We start from the raw sequence: 16,965 nt of genomic DNA, 5'->3' as shown, positions 1-16,965 counted from the left end.
CGACGCCGCCCCCCGCTGAGCCGCTGTGCGGCGCACCACACAGGGAGACAACAGCAGTGACCGGGATCAAGACGACCGGCGAGAAGAAACTCATGCTCTTCTCCGGCCGCGCCCACCCCGAACTCGCCGAGGAGGTCGCCAAGCAACTCGGCATCGGCGTGGTCCCGACCAAGGCTTTCGACTTCGCGAACGGTGAGATCTACGTCCGCTTCCAGGAGTCCGCGCGCGGTGCCGACTGCTTCTTGATGCAGAGCCACACGGCTCCCATCAACAAGTGGATCGTCGAGCAGCTCATCATGATCGATGCGCTCAAGCGGGCCTCGGCGCGGAGCATCACGGTGATCGTCCCGTTCTACGGCTACGCGCGGCAGGACAAGAAGCACCGGGGCCGCGAGCCCATCTCGGCCCGGCTGATGGCCGATCTGTTCCGTACGGCCGGCGCGGACCGCATCCTGACGGTCGACCTGCACACCGACCAGATCCAGGGCTTCTTCGACGGGCCGGTGGACCACCTGTTCGCGCTGCCGCTGCTGGCGGACTACGTGGCCGCCAAGGTGGACCGCAACAAGCTGACGGTGGTCTCCCCCGACGCCGGCCGGGTGCGGGTGGCCGACCGCTGGGCGGACCGGCTGGGCGCCCCGCTGGCGATCGTCCACAAGCGGCGCGACCCGGACGTGGCCAACCAGGTCACCGTGCACGAGGTGGTCGGTGACGTCGAGGGCCGGGTGTGCGTGCTGGTCGACGACATGATCGACACCGGTGGCACGATCTGCGCCGCCGCCGACGCGCTGTTCGCCAACGGCGCCGAGGACGTGATCGTGACGGCCACGCACGGCGTGCTGTCCGGCCCGGCCGCCGACCGGCTGAAGAACTCCAAGGTCAGCGAGTTCGTCTTCACCAACACGCTGCCCACCCCGGGCGAGCTGGAGCTGGACAAGATCACGGTGCTGTCCATGGCCCCGACCATCGCCCGCGCGGTGCGCGAGGTGTTCGAGGACGGCTCGGTGACCAGCCTCTTCGACGAGCAGGCGTGAGCGGGACGAGGCCTGGGCGCACCTTCCCGCACTGATCGATTTTCGACCGGCCTCCTTCGCCGCGTAGACTCTGCGAGTCGCTCGGCGAGGGAGGCCGGCGCCGTCTCGGCCCACAGTCTCCGTTATCGACGCGCGCTCTTCGTAGCAGGTCCGTCGGGACCGAGTGGCACCGCACTGTCCGACCCCTGTTGCACAAGAGGAGCGCAGCATGGCCGATGTGAACATCAACGCGACGATCCGCAAGGAATTCGGCAAGGGCGCCTCGCGCCGCCTGCGCCGCGAGGAGAAGATCCCCGCGGTCATCTACGGTCACGGGTCCGACCCCGTGCACGTGGAGCTGCCGAGCTACGACATGATGATGGCGCTCAAGACGCCGAACGTCCTGATCCACCTGGACGTCGACGGCGACAAGCAGCTGGTGATCCCGAAGGCCGTCCAGCGCGAGGCCATCCGCCAGTTCCTCGTCCACGTCGACCTGCTGGTCGTCAAGCAGGGCGAGAAGGTCCAGGTCGAGGTCCCGATCCACATCGAGGGCGAGCTGGCCCCGGGCCAGAACCTGCTGGAGCACGTCTACAACTCGCTGCCGGTGGAGGCCGAGGCCACCCACATCCCCGAGTCCGTGACCGTCTCCGTGGAGGGTCTGGGCGCCGGCGACTCGATCCTGGCCAAGGACGTCAAGCTGCCGGGCAACACCACCCTGGCCATCGACGGCGAGGAGACCGTCATCCAGGTGCTGGCCGCCCAGGCCGAGGAGCCGGCCGCCGAGGGTGCCGAGGGCGAGGCCGAGGGCGCCGAGTAAGAGCCGCCTTCCGACTCCGGGCCGGCGGGGCGGGTGCGCCCGCCCCGCCGGCCCGACCGGACCACATCACCGGAGGATCCACCGCATGGCGGCCACCAGCACCGACGCCTGGCTCATCGCCGGGCTGGGCAACCCCGGTCCCGAGTACGCCGGCAACCGCCACAACGTGGGCTTCATGGTGGCCGACCTGCTCGCGGACCGGATGGGCGCGAGGTTCAAGTCCCACAAGGCGGGCCGCGCGCACGCCGTGGAGGGCCGCCTGGGCGTGCCCGGCACCACCAGCACCCGGGTGGTGCTGGCCAAGCCCATGGCGTACATGAACGTCTCCGGCGGCCCCGTCAAGGCACTGCTGGACTTCTACGGCGTCCCCGCCTCGCGTCTGGTCGTCGTCCACGACGAGCTGGACATCGACTACGGCACCCTGCGGCTGAAGCTGGGCGGCGGCGACAACGGCCACAACGGGCTCAAGTCGCTCACCAAGGTGCTGGGCCGGGACTACTACCGCGTCCGGTTCGGCATCGGCCGCCCGCCGGGGCGCATGCCGGTCGCCGATTTCGTCCTCAAGGACTTCTCCTCGGCCGAGCGCAAGGAGCTCGACTACTTCGTCGACCGCGCCGCCGACGCCTGCGAGGCCCTCGTCACCGAGGGGCTGGAGCGGGCGCAGAGCACGTACAACAGCTGAGGCACCCGGCAGCGGCCCGTCCGGGCCGGGCCGGTCATCTCCGGTCGGTGCCGCGCAGCAGTTCCTCGATCGCGGTCAGACGCTGCGCCAGGCGGTCGATGTCGGCGCGGGTCGCCTGGGCGTTCGGCGGCTTGGGGACGATCAGCAGCCGACCGTCGGGTTCGAGGCTGCCGCGCTCGACCCCCTCCACGCCGCCGCCGGTCTGCACCCGTACGGCCTGCTGCAACTCCCCCGCGCGCAACCCGAGGCGCCGCATGGCGCGCCGCACGACCCGGCCGTCCTCGATGACGGTGGTCGGGTCGCCCTCCAGCACGCGCGCGGCCCGCCTGTCGGCGGCCAGCCAGCGGTTGACCAGCGCGTTGACGGCGACCAGCGTGGCGGCTCCGACGGCGCCGCCCAGCAGGCTGTAGTCGTTGCCGATGATGGCGTTCTGCACCACGTTGGACAGCAGGAAGACGACGACGAAGTCGAAGGTGTTCATCGACGCCAGCCCGCGTTTCCCCGACAGCCGGAACAGCACGATGATGACGGCGTAGACCAGTACGGTGCGCAGGATCTTCTCGACGACGGGGATCTCGATCGTCATCATGTCGTGCCACATGTGCTGCCCGGCCTCCCTGTCGGTGTCTGCGGTCGCCTCCCACAGTGCTGCCGGCCGGACCGCGGGGCGCGCTCCCACGCGCGGGCGGCGGGAAGACAGCGGGGCCGTGCCGGTCCCCTGCCCGTGCCGGGGGAGGAGCCACCTCACTCATCGGCGCGCGCCATCGCCCGAATTGCGCCGCTGCCGCCGGTACCCGAGTCTGAACGGGAGCAGCGACCGCACGGGGACGACACGGGAAGAAGGTGACCCCGATGCGCAAGGTGGCGGACTGCCGGGAACATCCGAGTGAGTCACAGTGCACGCTCACCATTTCGGGTGAGGAGGACGAGGTGGTGCGGGCGGCGGCCGAACACGCGGTCTCCGTCCACGGCCACACGGACTCGCCGGAGCTGCGGGAGCAGATCCGGTCGATGCTCAAGGACGAGAAGACGTGACGGGACGCGGGAGAACATCCCCGTAGGGAACCGGAGCGATGCCGCCCACAAGGGGGCGCAGGCGGCATAGGCGTCCCCTTGTGCACAAGCCCACCGCCGAGGTTGACCGGCCGCCACCGCGTAGGCAATGGTCGCGGCCATGTCATCCAGACCCGCCAAGAAGAAGACCAAGCGGAGCCGCGTGCGACGGCTCGGCGAGAGCGCCTTCGGGCCGCTGTTGCTGGCCCGCGCCGGGCTGATGGCACTGATCGCCCTCGTGCTCGTGGTGGCGGGCGCGTGGACCTCCTGGGACACCGCGTCCGTCGCCATGGCGGGCGACGAGCGCGGCACCGTGACGGTCGGCCCCTGCGGCGACGACGAGTGCACGGGCACGTTCCACGCCGAGGACACCGCGGAACAGCAGAAGGTGACCGTCTCGGAGTTCGCCTCCGGCGGGCGGGGACAGACGCTGGCCGTCGCGGTCAAGCCGGGCACCGACCACGTCGTGCGCACGGGCCCGGGCGGCATCCTCTACTCCTGGGTCCCGCTGGGCGGCGCGCTGCTGCTGGCGTCCCTGGTGATCGCCGGCGGGCTGCGGATGCGGAAGACCGCTTTCGTGACCGGCGCGTGCGGCGCCCTGATCATGGGCGGGGCCTGGGCCCTGCTCTCGTTCTGAGTCACCCGTACGAAGACGAACGGGTCACCCACACGAAGACGCAGGGCCCAGGCCCCGTCGGCGCCCCGCGGCCGTCAGCCGGTGTTCCGCAGGCCCGCGGCCACCCCGTTGACGGTCAGCAGCAGCGCGCGGCCCAGGTTCTCGTCCGGCTCCTTGCCCTCCGCCGCCGCCTGCCGCTGGCGGTGCAGCAACGACACCTGGAGGTAGGAGATCGGGTCGAGGTAGGCGTCACGGATCCTGAGCGTCTGCTTGAGCACCGGATCGGCCTCCAGCAGCTCGCTCTCACCCGTTATGCGCAGCACCTCCTCCACCGTGAGGGCGTGTTCGGCCTCGATGGTGGCGAAGACGTGCCGCAGCTCCTCGGGCACCAGCGTCTCGACGTAGTGCCGGGCGATCCGCAGATCCGTCTTGGCCAGCGTCATCTCGACGTTGGAGAGGAAGTTGCGGAAGAAGTGCCAGTGGGTGTGCGCCTCCTCCAGCACGCTGTCGAGCCCGGCCTCCCTCGCCGCCTTGAGCCCCGTGCCGACCCCGAACCATCCGGGGACGATCTGCCGCGACTGCGTCCAGCCGAACACCCACGGGATCGCCCGCAGCCCGTCCAGCCCGGCACCGGTGTCCGGGCGGCGGGAGGGACGGGAGCCCAGGTGCAGCTCGGCGAGCTGGTCAACCGGGGTGGAGGCGAAGAAGTACGCCGGCAGGTCCGGGTCCTCCACCAGCTTCCGGTACGCCCGGTGGGCGGCGTCCGAGACGGTGTCCATCGCCGCGTCCCAGCGGGCCAGCGCCTCGTCCGACTGGCGGGGCGCGGTGTGCAGCGCGGACGCCTGGAGGGTCGCCGAGACGGTCAGCTCCAGGTTCTCCCGCGCCAGGGACGGCACCAGGTACTTGTCGGAGATGACCTCGCCCTGCTCCGTCACCTTGATCTCGCCCTCCAGGGTGCCCCACGGCTGGGCGAGGATCGCGTCGTGGGTGGGGCCGCCGCCCCGGCCCACGGTGCCGCCCCGGCCGTGGAAGAGCCGCAGCCGCACCCCGTGCCGGTGGGCGACGTCCCGCAGCCGGCGCTGCGCGCGGTGGATCTCCCACTGGCTGGTGGTGATGCCGCCGAACTTGGAGGAGTCGCTGTAGCCGAGCATGACCTCCTGGAGGTCGCCGCGGAGCGACACCAGCTTGCGGTAGGAGGGGTCGGAGAGCATCGCGTCGAGCAGCTCGTCGGCGATCCTCAGCTCGTCCGTCGTCTCCAGCAGCGGGACGATGCCGATCTTGGCCCAGCCGCCGTGCAGATCGATCAGTCCGGCCTCGCGGGCGAGGACGGCGGCGGCGAACACGTCGTCGGCGCCCTGGCACATCGAGATGATGTACGACTCGATGACCTCCGGCCCGAACGTGTCCAGCGCCTTGCGGATCGTCTCGAAGACACCGAGCGTCCTGGCGCCGGCGGCGTCCAGCGGTGCGGGGCTGGGCGAGAGCGGACGCCGGGAGCGCAGCTCCTTGGCCAGCAGCCGCTGCCGGTAGTCGCGGGGCATGTCCGCGTACCGCCACGACTCCTCGCCGAGCCGGTCGAAGAGCTGGCCGAGCGCGTGGTGGTGGGCCTCGGCGTGCTCGCGCACGTCCATGGTGGCCAGCTGGAGGCCGAATGCCGCCATGGTGCGCAGCGCCCGCTCCACCCGGCCGTCGGCGATCAGGCCGCCGCGGTGCTCGCGCAGCGACTCCTGGACGAGGGCGAGGTCGTCGAGCAGTTCGCCGGTGCCCAGATAGTCCCAGCCGGGCTTGTGCGGCAGCTTCTCGGCGAGCCGGGTGCGGGTGTTGAGCAGCTTCTGCCGGATGCAGGTGGCCTTGAGCCGGTAGGGCTCCTCGGCGTTGAGCCGCTTGTAGCGGGGGCTGATCTCCGGCAGGCGGGCCAGGTCCGCCTCCAGCGAGTCCAGCAGCGGCCGGGTGGCGCCGCAGTTGCGGATGGAGTTGGACAGTGCCCCGCGCAGCTCGTCCACGTGGGCGAGCGCGTCCGTGATGCCGTGCTCGTGCTGGAGCAGCAGCACGTCCCAGGTGACCTCGGGGGTGACGTTGGGGTTGCCGTCCCGGTCGCCGCCGATCCAGGTGCCGAACGTCAGCGGCCGGGTGCCCGGCGGCAGCGGGGCACCGGCCCGCTCCAGCTCCGCCGCCAGGTCCTCCAGCACGTCACCGACGGCGCCCTGGTGCAGCTCGTCCAGGTAGTAGATGGCGTTGCGGGCCTCGTCGGCCGGCTCGGGGCGGGCGACCCGCAGCTCGTCCGTCTGCCAGATGAGATCGACGTTCTCGGCCAGCCGCAGATCCGTGCGGCGCCGCTCGGCGCCGCCCATCTCCTGGCCGGACTCCTCCAGCAGCTCCGCGATGCGGCGCAGCTTGGTCAGCACGGAGCGGCGGGCCGCCTCGGTGGGGTGGGCGGTGAAGACGGGCCGTACCGACAGATTGCGGGCGGTGTCCGCCAGGTGCGCCGGGTCGGCGTCCTTGAGCATGTCGGCGGTGCGGGCCAGCATCCCGCCGTCACCGATGCGGCGGGCGCGCAGTTCCCGGCCGCGGTGCACCTGCTCGGTGACGTTGGCCAGGTGGAAGTAGGTCGAGAAGGCCCGGACCAGCTTGGTGGCCGTCCCGATGTCCGTCTCGCTCAGCAGGGCGGCAGCCGCCTCCCCGTCGCTGCGGGTCAGTGCGCGCACCCGCTCGACCAGATCGAGGAGTTCCGGGCCCTCCTGCCGCACCAGCGTCTCGCCCAGCAGATCGCCGAGCCTTCGGATGTCGGCGCGCAGGGCTGCGGTGCCCGGGGCGGCGTCACCGAGCTCTCCGGGGGCGTCCGCTGTGGTGTCTTTCGGACGGTTCCCGGACGACGTGGATTCACTCGTTCCGGGGGTGTTCGGCGACGGTGTCGGGGCGGGCTGATGGCTGTCGGCGCTGCTCACAGGTGCTGCTCCCTTGGGGGTTCACGTCCCTTGCGGGGTGGCTTCGGGCAGGTGGCGGACCGCGCTGTCCGACGGGACAAGGATAGGTCGGCCCCAGCGTGGTACAGCACTTCTGTCCGAGAGGTGGGCACCGCGCGGCGGCCGGCCGCCCTGGTGCGCACCCCTCTTGTTCCGTGCCCGACGGCTGCCATACTTACGACGCCGTAGGTTACGGAACCGTAGCCAAGCCGAGGTCCAATGAGGGACATCTATGACGACTAGCCCGGACGTGCTCGACAGTTCGCCGAAGGCTGCCCCCACTGCCACCCCCGCCACCCCGGCCGCCGGTGCCGAAGCCGCCGACGCCCCCGCCACCCCGCTGCCCTCCGCGACGCTGGGCGGTGAACAGCGCCGCTCCGTGGAACAGCTCGCGCTGCTGGCCTTCATCACCGTCCCGTTCATCGCCCTGGTGGCCGCCGTGCCGCTCGCCTGGGGATGGGGGGTGAGCTGGCTCGATCTGGGACTGCTGGTCGCGATGTACTTCATCGGCTGCCACGGCATCACGATCGGCTTCCACCGCTACTTCACCCACGGCTCGTTCAAGGCCAAGCGCCCGCTGCGCATCGTGCTGGCGATCATGGGCTCGCTCGCCGTCGAAGGCCCCCTGGTGCGCTGGGTCGCCGACCACCGCAAGCACCACAAGTTCTCCGACGCCGAGGGCGACCCGCACTCCCCGTGGCGCTACGGGGAGACCATCCCCGCCCTGCTCAAGGGCCTGTGGTGGGCCCACATGGCGTGGATGTTCGACGAGGAGCAGACGCCGCAGCACAAATACGCACCCGACCTGATCAAGGACCCGGCGCTGCGCCTCATCTCCCGCCAGTTCGTGCTGTGGACGACGGTCTCGCTGCTGATCCCGCCGCTGGTGGGCGGCCTGGTCACCTGGTCGTGGCAGGGCGCGCTGACCGCGTTCTTCTGGGGCTCCCTGGTGCGGGTGGCGCTGCTGCACCACGTCACCTGGTCCATCAACTCCATCTGCCACGCCGTCGGCAAGCGCCCCTTCAAGTCCCGCGACCGCTCCGGCAACGTGTGGTGGCTGGCGATCCTGTCCTGCGGCGAGTCCTGGCACAACCTGCACCACGCGGACCCCACCTGCGCACGGCACGGCGTCGAGCGCGGGCAGATCGACTCCAGCGCCCGGCTCATCAGCTGGTTCGAGAAGGCCGGCTGGGCGTACGACGTGCGCTGGCCCAAGCAGGACCGGCTGGAGTCCAAGCGGCACCCCGACGGTTCGCGCCGGCGCCGCACCACGGCCGCCGAGAACGGTACGGACGGCGCCGGGCCGGTGGGCACCGCCGCCGCGTCGGAATCCCGGCGTGAGGAGCAGGCGGCCGGGGCGGCATGATGCTGTGCTGACCGACCCGGGGGTCCGGCCCCCGGGTCCCGAGGCAGCCAACGACAGGGAAGGCCCCACCCCGTGCCGACCGACGAGACGCCGCAGCCGTACAGCGGTGCGCCCACCCAGCCGTACGACGGCTTGACGCCCCCGTCCGGCGGCCCGAAACCCGCCAAGAGCCCCAAACGCGCCCGCCGCCGGATGACCGGCAAGGAGCGGCGCGAGCAGTTGCTGGACATCGGCCGCACCCTCTTCGCCGAACGCGGCTTCGAGGGCACGTCGGTGGAGGAGATCGCCCACAAGGCCGGTGTCTCCAAACCGGTCGTCTACGAGCACTTCGGCGGCAAGGAGGGCCTGTACGCGGTCGTCGTGGACCGTGAGATGCGGCGCCTGCTGGACATGGTGACCGGGGCGCTCACCGGCGGCCACCCGCGCGAGCTGCTGGAGCAGGCCGCGTTCGCCCTGCTCGACTACATCGACCACTTCACGGACGGCTTCCGCATCCTGGTGCGGGACTCGCCCCTCCCCCAGTCCACCGGCACCTTCGCCTCGCTCATCTCGGACATCGCCACCCAGGTCGAGGACATCCTCGGCCGCGAGTTCAAGTCCCGCGGGTTCGACGCCAAGCTCTCCCCGCTGTACGCCCAGGCCCTCGTCGGCATGGTCGCCCTCACCGGGCAGTGGTGGCTCAACGTCCGCAAGCCGAAGAAGGCGGAGGTCGCCGCCCACTTGGTGAACCTCGCCTGGCACGGCCTCGACGGACTGGAGCAGAAACCGAGGCTCATAGGCCACCGGCGGTCGTAGCGCGTGCCCGGCCGCCGGTGGCGGCGTGATGCCCCCGGCTCACCCGGCCTCGTGGACGACCCTGCCGTCCACAACCGTCATCCGCACAAGTATGTCCGCCAGTTCCGTCGCCGGTACGGTCAGCGGGTCGGCCGCGAAGACCGTCAGGTCCGCGCGGTGGCCCACGCGTACCCGGCCCGCACGGTCCCCCTCCCCCGCCACCTGCGCGGGTGCGACCGTCATCGCGTGCAGGGCCTCCGCCGCACCGAGCGCCTGCTCGGGGCGGACGGGAACGCGGCCGGGCTCGTGCGGCGGGCGCCGCAGCCGGGCGGAGGCCAGTACCTCGCGGGCGTCGAAGTGCGCGATGGGCCAGTCCGAGCCCAGCACCAGCAGCGCCCCGGCACGCAGCAGATCCCCGCAGCGGAAAGCGCGGTCGGCGCGCTCGTCACCGAGCCGGGTCGACCAGTTGTCGCTGTGGTCCGCCAGGGTGTACTGCGCGTGGCTGGGCTGCATGGAGGCGGCCACGCCCGAGGCGGCGAACTTCCGGATCAGCTCGTCGGGTGCCGTCTCTATGTGCTCGATCCGGTGCCGCGCCCCGGACGGTGTGGCCCCCAGCGGGGCGAGCTGGTCGAGCGCGTAGGAGACGGCCGCGTCACCGATGGCGTGCGTCGCCGTCGGCACCCCCGCCCCGGCCAGGGCCCGTACCGCACGCGCGTACTTCTCGGGCGGCAGCCAGAACGGGCGGGTGGACTCCCCGTGGCAGTCCGGCTCGTGCAGCCAGGCGGTGCCGTTGTCGATGGTGCCGTCCATGAACAGCTTGACGCCGTCCACCTTCCACAGCCGCCCGCCGGTGCCCTGGAGCGCCACCAGTTCGCGCAGGCCCTCCTCCCCGGTGCCCGGCTGGCACCAGGGGGCGAAGCGCAGCCGCATCGTCACCGCGTCCTGCTCCTCCAGGGCGCGCAGTGCCGGAAGTCCGCCGTCGCGCAGGTCCATGGCGTGCCCGCCGGTCAGGCCGGTGGCGTTCATCCGGGCCATCAGCGTGCGCAGCCCGGCGGCCAGCTCGTCCGCGTCCGGCTCCGGTACGGCCCGCTCCACCAGGGATTTGGCCGGTTCCTCCCGCAATTCGCCGGTGGGGTGCCCGTCCGGGTCGCAGACCACCTGTGCCGTGCTGTCGGGGAAGCCGACGGGGCCCGTCACCCCGGCCAGTTCGAGGGCCCGGGTGGAGGCGAGCGCGGCGTGTCCGTCGAAGAGCGTCAGCAGGGCGGGGGCGCCGTCGAGTACGTCGTCGATCAGGCGGCGGTGCGGTGCGCTGCCGCCCAGTGCGTTGGGGTCGAGGCCGAAGCCGAGGAGCCAGCCGTCGCGGGCCCGGCCGCCGCCGCTTAGGCGCTCCTCGGCCAGCGCGGCCCGCAGCTGCCCGGGCGTACGGCAGCCGGAGAGGTCCACCCCCTGCGTCATCATCATGCCGGTGACGGGGTGGATGTGGCCGTCCGTGAGCCCCGGGGTGACCACCGTGCCGGTCCCGTCCACGATCCGGGTGCGCGCGTCGCACATCGCGCGCACTTCCGCGTCGTCACCGACCGCGACGATCGTCCCGCCGCGCAGGGCGACGGCCGTCGCGCGGGGACGGTCCGCGTCGAGGGTGTGGACGGTGGCGCCGAGGACGGCGAGATCGGCGGAACGACGTGACACGGGTGACTCCTTCGGTACCGGACGGCGACGGCGCGGGCCGCCGTCCCGCCGGTGGGTGTGGTGCGGGTACTGAGCTGGGATACGGGGGCGCCGGCCGGTGCCGGCCGGGGTGCGGGGCTGCGGTTCAGGGTGCGGCGGGCGGTGCTCCTTCCGGTCCGGGCGCATCGGGGCGGGCGAGGCCCAGTGCGGACAGGTCCCGGCGGCCGGCGGGGCGGCGGGTGAAGCGGACGGCCGCCGCGAGGGCGAGCAGCAGGATCAGCCCGGTCCACAGCCAGTACAGGTTTCCGGGCGCGGGCTGGTCCGGGCGGACGTTGCCCCAGACGCCCCAGCCGATCACCACGAGCCCCACCAGGGGGATCACCAGGTGCGGGAGGGGACGCAGGGTGTGCCGCGCGGTACGCAGCAGATACACGGGGAGTCCCACCAGCCCCACGAACAGGCTGATCAGCAGCGGCACCGTCCCGATACCGGCCTCCCACGCGGAGACGGTCGTCGGCGCGGCGCCCAGCAGCGCGGTGGGCAGCACCACGCAGGCGCCGATCAGCACCAGCCACAGCACGGCGGCCCCCGTCGGCACCGCACGCCGTGCCGAGACGTGGCCGAGGGCGCGCGGCAGCATCCCGGCCCGCGCGGCGGTGAAGGTGATCCGCGACATGGCGGTGGTCGCGGCGATGAGGCAGGCGACGGAGCTGATGGCGCCGAACGCGGCGAGCACGGGGCGCGCCAGTGGCAGGTAGTGGTCGGCCAGTTCGAGGAAGGGGGCGCTGTTGGCCGGGTCGCCGAAGCGGCCGGTGCCCGCGGCCGGGCCCTGCCAGTGCGCGTAACCGGCGACACCGGCCCAGGTGGACAGCGCGTACACGCCGCCGGCCAGCGCCACGGCCGCCGCCAGGGTGACGGGCACGACGCGGCGCGGACGGCGGATCTCGGCCGCCATGCTCGCCGAGTTGTCCCAGCCGACCATTCCGGCGACGGCGAGCGGGAACGTCAGGCCGCTGAGCCCGGCGAGCCCTCCGGGGTCGCCGCCGGCCGCGTGCAGCGCGCCGCCGCGTCAGCCCCGGAACGCACCAGCAGCAGCACGGAGAAGCCGGCCAGAACGGCGAACTGGCCCGCGGCCAGCGCCATCGCGACCCGGCTCGACTCGACGATGCCGCGCAGCACGACCGCCCCGCCGAAGACGAGGACCGCGAGGGAGAGCGCCATCCACCACAGTCCGCCCAGGTGCAGCGAGGCGGCCATCCAGGTGCCGGCGAAGACGGCGACGCCGCCGATGGTCAACGGGCCGGAGAGCAGGGTGATGTAGAACATCGCGCTGGACAGCAGCACGCCGAGCCGTGAACTGAGGGGCGCATAGGCGTGGTAGGCGAAGGCCACCGGGCCGCCGGAGGAGACGATGCGGCGGGCGAACTGACCGAGCGTCAGTGCTGTGGCCAGCAGTCCGAGCGTGGTCAGCACGAACGCCCACGGCGCCTGGGTCCCCATGGCGGCGACGACGGCCGGCGCGGTCAGGAACGCCCCGTTGACCGGCGCCATGTTGGAGAGCGTGACCCCCAGCGCACCGGGCAGCCCGACGGCTCCCTCGCGGAGTTCCCCGTCCCGGGACGACACGGCCGGAGCCGAGGGGGACGAGGGGGACGAGGGGGACGGGGACGGGCCGGCGGAGGAACCGGCAGCGGCAGCGCGGGAGTCGGCAGGTGAACCGGCCAAGGAGCCGGCAGGGCAGTCGGTGGGGGATTCGACGGGGGGATCGGTGGGGGAATCGGTGGAACGCACTGGCACCCTCCAGGGTTCGGTCCCCGTGGGGGCCCGGAGCGGGTTTCTGAGCGGGGGCGGGTGGGAGCGGCACTCGGCGGGTGGCGTCGGCCGACGCCGCCGGCGCGCGCCGTGCGGCCTTGCGACCGCCGACGCGTGCCGTTCCGTCCGGGACGCGCGGACGGGGTGCGGGAGCCGGGTTCGCCGGTCCGTCCACGGGCCGGAACCCGGTTCGCGGGCGCCCGTGGACACGCCCCGGCAGCCCCACGACAGCGCGGACGGCGGTCACGGAAGGGGTCGGTGCGGCCGTTGCCGAACTGTTCGTGAAGCCAGTTAATGAATGGGGTTAACTTTCGCGGAGCAAGCTACCCCAGCCGGTGGCCGGCAGGGAAGAGCCCGACGGCAATCGATCCGCGCCCGCCCCGGGACCCCTCGTAGAATCTGCCGAAGCCCGCGGTGGCACTCCGCGACGGTCCACGGTCACGACGCTGCCGCTCCCCGACCCCTGGAGCCCGCCCCCATGCCCCGCCCGCCCCGGATCTCCCGCGCCGCAGTGCTCGACGAGGCGCTGCGCACCCTGGACGAGGAGGGCGTGGAGGGCCTGTCGATGCGCCGGCTCGCCCAGCGGCTCGGCGTCACCAGCCCGTCGCTGTACAAGTACGTACGGGACCGCGAGGGCGTCCACGAGGCCGTCGTGGACGCCATCGTCCGGGAGATCACCGGGGACTGGCACCCGTCGGGCGGCTGGCGCACCGAGCTGACCAGCCTGGCCCACCGGTACTTCCGCACCTTCCGCCGGCACCCCAACGCGGTGCCGCTCGTGATGCACCGGCCCACGCGCAACCCGCACTCGCTGGACGGTCTGGAAGGTGTCTTCGGCGCGCTCTCCCGGGACGGCTGGCCCCCGCAGGACGCGGCCCGCGCGGTGCTGCTGGTCGAGTCGTACGCGCTGGGCGCCACCCTGACCGCCGTCAGCCCCGGCATCCCGCCCAGCGAGGCGGACCTGGAGACGAGGCCGTCACTCGCGGCGGCGCTCACGGGGGAGCACCGCGCCTTCCGCCTCACCGAGGAGGACTTCCACCTCGGTCTGGCGATGGTGCTCGACGGGATCGCCCGGGACCTCGCCCCCGCGTCCGCTGCCGACGGCCACGACGCGACGCCGCCGACGGCGCGCCCCGGCGAGCCGGCACAGCCACGGCACTGACGGCGCAGCCACGGCATTGACGACACGGCCGCGGCATTGACGGCACGGCCCCGAACGGCGCCCGCCCGACGGGGAGTCCGGGCGGGGACGGGCACCACGCGGTGACATCCCGCGGCGCCGGAAAATCACCGGCCGACGCCGGACGCCTGTGCGAGGATCCGTCGCGGTGCGCACCGGTGCGCACCGGGCTGCGACCGTGGAGGCGACGATGTTCGCGATATCCCTGGGTGACGACGGCGCCGAGCTGCGCCCCCTCGAACCGTGGCAGGCGGAGGAGTTCCTGGCCCACATGGACCGGGGGCGGGAGTACATCGGGAAGTACATCGCCTTCCCGGACAAGTCGACGGATCTGGAATCGAGCCGCGCCTGTCTCCAGTCGTACGCGGACAAGGCGGCGGCGGACACCGGACGGATCTGGGGCATCTGGCTGGGCGGCAGCGGCGGGCGGGGCGGCACACTGGTCGGCGGGGTGCTCTTCCGGACGATGGACGCGCCGCAGGGCACCGCGGAGGCGGGCTGCTGGCTGGAGCCCTCCGCGGTCGGCAAGGGCCTGATCACGCGGGCGGCGCGGGTCGTCATCGACTGGGCGATCGAGGAGCGCGGCTTCCACCGGGTGGAGTGGCTGGTCTCCGACGAGAACGCGGCCAGCATCGCGGTGGCCCGCCGGCTGGGCATGACGAAGGAGGGCACCCTGCGCGAGAGCTATCTGTACCGCGGCAGGCGGACCTCGATGGAGGTCTGGTCGGTCCTCGCCCACGAGTGGCGGGCGGCCCGGGACGGCTGACGACCGCCGCGGAGCCCCGGCACCCGGCCGGTCACCGTCTGACGGCGATGACGAAGACCCGGCGGAACGGGAAGGCCGTCACCCCGTCCGGGCCGGGCGGATAGGCGTCGCGCAGGGCCGCGGCGTACTCGGCGAGGAAAGCGTCACGGGCGGCCGGATCGTCCTTGAGCCGGGCGAGGACGGGGCGGAGGGTGGAGCCCTTCGTCCAGTCGAGGACCGGATCGGGACCGGTGAGGCGGTGCAGATAGGTGGTCTCCCAGGCATCCACGCCGCAGCCGTGCGGGCCGAGCGGGGCCAGGAGCGCGGCGTAGCCGGCCGGGTCGAGGACGGGGCGGGTGCGGGCGGGTCCGCCGCCGAGGCGGGCGCGCCAGCGCGGGGAGCCGCGCAGTTCCGCCAGCAGGGTGTGGGTGGGGGCGTCGAAGTTGCCCGGCACCTGGAAGGCGAGGACACCGCCGGCGGGGAGGGCGCCGATCCAGTCGGCGAACGCCTCGGGGTGGCCGGGCACCCAGTGGAGCGCCGCGTTGGAGAAGAGCAGCCCGAAGCGCTCGCCCGGGTCGGGGCGCCAGTGGGCGAGGTCGGCGTGGGCGAAGTCGAGGCGGCCGGGACGGGTGTGGGCGGCGGCCTCGGCGAGCATCTGCGGGGAGCTGTCATAGCCGGTGATGTGGGCGCCGGGCCAGCGGGCGGCGAGGGCTTCGCTGGGGCCGCCGGGTCCGCAGCCGAGGTCGGCGATGCGGGGGCGGGGGCTGCCGGGGAGGTCGTCGGGGACATGGGCGAGGAGGTCCAGGAGGGGCCGCAGGCGCGGACCGGAGTGGCGGAGATACTGCTCGGGGTCCCACATGGCAGCAGCGTGCCGCTCAGGCTCTCTTGACGTCAAGAGACTTCACGTCGACACAACCTCTACACTGATCCCATGGAGGACGAGGTCGACCGTTTGGTGGCAGCTTGGCGCCGGGAGCGCCCTGACCTCGATGTCGAGCCGCTGGAGGTGCTCAGCCGGGTCAGCAGACTGGCACGGCACCTGGACCGCGCCCGCCGCATCGCGTTCTCCGAGCACAATCTGGAGCCCTGGGAGTTCGACGTGCTGACCGCGCTGCGCCGCGCCGGCACCCCCTACCAGCTCTCCCCCGGCCAGCTGCTCACCCAGACACTGGTGACGTCGGGGACGATGACCAACCGCATCGACCGCCTCGCCAAGAAGGGCCTGGTCGAGCGGCTACCCGACCCCAACGACCGGCGCGGCGTCCTGGTGCGGCTCACCACGGAGGGCCGGGACCGCGCCGACAGCGCCCTGGCCGGCCTGCTCGACCAGGAGCGCGCCATCCTCGCCGAACTGTCCGCCGGCCAGCGCGGCGAACTCGCCTCCCTGCTGCGCCGGCTGACGGCGCCCTTCGACAACATCCCCATCTGATCCCCGTCCCCTGCGGGACCGCCGGGACCGGTGTTCCGCAACGGCCTGTGCGCCCGCCCGGCAGGACCGTACGATCACGCTCATGGCCATGGCTGCACGGTTCGCGTCACGTACGGTCGTCATCAGCGGAGGCGGCTTCGGGATCGGCGCCGCGACGGCGCACCGGCTGGCGGACGAGGGGGCGGCCGTGGTCCTGCTCGACCAGGACGAGGCCGGGGCACGCCGTACCGCACGGGAGATCACCGTCTCGGGCGGCCGGGCGGCGTTCGTGCGCGGTGACGTGACGGACGAGCCGGCCTGGGCCCGCGCCGTGGCGACCGCCCGGGAGGGCTTCGGCCCCGTGGACGGGCTGGTGTGCAACGCGGCGACGATCCGCGGCGGCCCCGCCGACGCGATCACGCTCTCCGACTGGGAGGCGCAGCTGGGGGTCAATCTGACCGGGGCGTTCCTGGGCGTGCGGGCCTGTCTGGACGATCTGCACCGGCGGGCCGGCGCGATCGTGCTGACGTCCTGCGTCCAGGCCCTGGCCGGACTGCCGGGCCGGCCCGCGTACGCCGCGAGCAAGGCCGGTCTCACCGGGCTCGGACGCCAGCTCGCCGCGGAGTACGGCCCCCGGATACGGGTCAACTGCGTACTGCCCGGACCGGTCATGACACCCGCCTGGGACCGGGTGCCCGATGACGAGCGCCGGCAGGCGGCACACGAGACGGTCATCGGCCGGCACGGCCGCCCCGACGAGGTCGCGGCGGCCATAGCCTTTCTGCTCTCGGACGACGCCTCGTTCGTGACCGGCACCGAACTGGTGGTGGACGGCGGCTGGAGCGTCGGCCGGCACGGCGGGTGA

17 protein-coding genes are annotated in these 16,965 nt (G+C 72.8%); 11 read left to right on the top strand and 6 right to left on the bottom strand.

Annotation, left to right across the window (positions count from 1 at the left end; genetic code table 11):
- Positions 1-56: 56 nt before the first annotated feature.
- The 3 genes from IO40_RS0114025 (at position 57) to pth (ending at position 2,515) form a co-directional block, all read left to right on the top strand.
- Positions 57-1,034: a ribose-phosphate diphosphokinase gene (locus tag IO40_RS0114025; RefSeq protein WP_016472648.1), complete on the top strand. Its 978-nt coding sequence runs from the start codon at positions 57-59 to the stop codon at positions 1,032-1,034.
- 208 nt (positions 1,035-1,242) lie between these two features.
- Positions 1,243-1,833: a 50S ribosomal protein L25/general stress protein Ctc gene (locus IO40_RS0114020; protein WP_016472647.1), complete on the top strand. Its 591-nt coding sequence runs from the start codon at positions 1,243-1,245 to the stop codon at positions 1,831-1,833.
- Between the two features lie 85 nt (positions 1,834-1,918).
- Positions 1,919-2,515 carry an aminoacyl-tRNA hydrolase gene (gene pth / locus IO40_RS0114015; RefSeq protein ID WP_016472646.1) on the top strand — a complete coding sequence of 199 codons (597 nt, stop codon included), beginning with the start codon at positions 1,919-1,921 and terminating at the stop codon, positions 2,513-2,515.
- A gap of 34 nt (positions 2,516-2,549) precedes the next feature.
- Here pth and IO40_RS0114010 read toward each other — a convergent pair whose 3' ends face one another.
- On the bottom strand, positions 2,550-3,116 hold the full coding sequence (locus IO40_RS0114010) for a DUF421 domain-containing protein (RefSeq protein WP_016472645.1): 567 nt from the start codon (positions 3,114-3,116) through the stop codon (positions 2,550-2,552).
- A gap of 251 nt (positions 3,117-3,367) precedes the next feature.
- Between IO40_RS0114010 and IO40_RS0114005 the strand changes: the two genes are divergently transcribed.
- Entirely contained in the window at positions 3,368-3,550 is a 183-nt protein-coding gene (locus IO40_RS0114005) for a DUF1059 domain-containing protein (RefSeq protein WP_016472644.1), read from the top strand.
- 139 nt (positions 3,551-3,689) lie between these two features.
- On the top strand, positions 3,690-4,205 hold the full coding sequence (locus IO40_RS0114000) for a hypothetical protein (protein ID WP_031175499.1): 516 nt from the start codon (positions 3,690-3,692) through the stop codon (positions 4,203-4,205).
- Between the two features lie 74 nt (positions 4,206-4,279).
- Here IO40_RS0114000 and ppc read toward each other — a convergent pair whose 3' ends face one another.
- Positions 4,280-6,979 carry a phosphoenolpyruvate carboxylase gene (gene ppc, locus IO40_RS0113995; protein ID WP_041968873.1) on the bottom strand — a complete coding sequence of 900 codons (2,700 nt, stop codon included), beginning with the start codon at positions 6,977-6,979 and terminating at the stop codon, positions 4,280-4,282.
- Between the two features lie 400 nt (positions 6,980-7,379).
- Between ppc and IO40_RS0113990 the strand changes: the two genes are divergently transcribed.
- Together IO40_RS0113990 and IO40_RS0113985 are read left to right on the top strand one after the other, a co-directional pair.
- Positions 7,380-8,513 carry an acyl-CoA desaturase gene (locus IO40_RS0113990; protein WP_016472641.1) on the top strand — a complete coding sequence of 378 codons (1,134 nt, stop codon included), beginning with the start codon at positions 7,380-7,382 and terminating at the stop codon, positions 8,511-8,513.
- A 132-nt stretch (positions 8,514-8,645) separates the two neighbouring features.
- Entirely contained in the window at positions 8,646-9,308 is a 663-nt protein-coding gene (locus IO40_RS0113985; protein WP_030406437.1) for a TetR/AcrR family transcriptional regulator, read from the top strand.
- A gap of 39 nt (positions 9,309-9,347) precedes the next feature.
- Here IO40_RS0113985 and IO40_RS0113980 read toward each other — a convergent pair whose 3' ends face one another.
- From IO40_RS0113980 to IO40_RS0113970, 3 genes are all read right to left on the bottom strand, one after another.
- Positions 9,348-10,976: an amidohydrolase gene (locus IO40_RS0113980; protein WP_031175498.1), complete on the bottom strand. Its 1,629-nt coding sequence runs from the start codon at positions 10,974-10,976 to the stop codon at positions 9,348-9,350.
- Positions 10,977-11,100: 124 nt separating this feature from the next.
- Complete coding sequence (locus IO40_RS0113975) at positions 11,101-11,964, bottom strand: amino acid permease (RefSeq protein ID WP_258775794.1); 864 nt, start codon at positions 11,962-11,964, stop codon at positions 11,101-11,103.
- Complete coding sequence (locus IO40_RS0113970) at positions 11,961-12,581, bottom strand: APC family permease (protein ID WP_031175497.1); 621 nt, start codon at positions 12,579-12,581, stop codon at positions 11,961-11,963. The genes IO40_RS0113975 and IO40_RS0113970 overlap by 4 nt, the downstream gene beginning before the upstream one ends.
- A 664-nt stretch (positions 12,582-13,245) precedes the next feature.
- Here IO40_RS0113970 and IO40_RS0113965 point away from each other — a divergent pair.
- Together IO40_RS0113965 and IO40_RS0113960 are read left to right on the top strand one after the other, a co-directional pair.
- The gene (locus IO40_RS0113965; RefSeq protein WP_031175496.1) at positions 13,246-13,929 is read left to right on the top strand and encodes a TetR/AcrR family transcriptional regulator; all 684 of its coding nucleotides are present in this window, start codon (positions 13,246-13,248) and stop codon (positions 13,927-13,929) included.
- 208 nt (positions 13,930-14,137) lie between these two features.
- Positions 14,138-14,713 carry a GNAT family N-acetyltransferase gene (locus IO40_RS0113960; RefSeq protein ID WP_016472635.1) on the top strand — a complete coding sequence of 192 codons (576 nt, stop codon included), beginning with the start codon at positions 14,138-14,140 and terminating at the stop codon, positions 14,711-14,713.
- A gap of 31 nt (positions 14,714-14,744) precedes the next feature.
- Here the strand turns inward: IO40_RS0113960 and IO40_RS0113955 are convergent, their stop codons facing one another.
- On the bottom strand, positions 14,745-15,551 hold the full coding sequence (locus IO40_RS0113955; protein ID WP_016472634.1) for a trans-aconitate 2-methyltransferase: 807 nt from the start codon (positions 15,549-15,551) through the stop codon (positions 14,745-14,747).
- 72 nt (positions 15,552-15,623) lie between these two features.
- On the opposite strand from IO40_RS0113955, the gene IO40_RS0113950 reads away from it, so the two are divergent.
- Together IO40_RS0113950 and IO40_RS0113945 are read left to right on the top strand one after the other, a co-directional pair.
- Positions 15,624-16,121 (top strand): MarR family winged helix-turn-helix transcriptional regulator, encoded by a 498-nt coding sequence (locus tag IO40_RS0113950; RefSeq protein ID WP_016472633.1) that lies wholly within the window; start codon positions 15,624-15,626, stop codon positions 16,119-16,121.
- An 82-nt stretch (positions 16,122-16,203) separates the two neighbouring features.
- Positions 16,204-16,965, top strand: a complete 762-nt coding sequence (locus IO40_RS0113945; protein WP_031175495.1) for an SDR family NAD(P)-dependent oxidoreductase — start codon at positions 16,204-16,206, stop codon at positions 16,963-16,965.

The sequence above is a fragment of the Streptomyces albus subsp. albus genome (genome assembly GCF_000725885.1).
Lineage (GTDB): Bacteria > Actinomycetota > Actinomycetes > Streptomycetales > Streptomycetaceae > Streptomyces > Streptomyces albus.
Note: the sequence above shows the minus strand (reverse complement) of the source record. Positions and strands in the feature narration are given on the sequence as shown.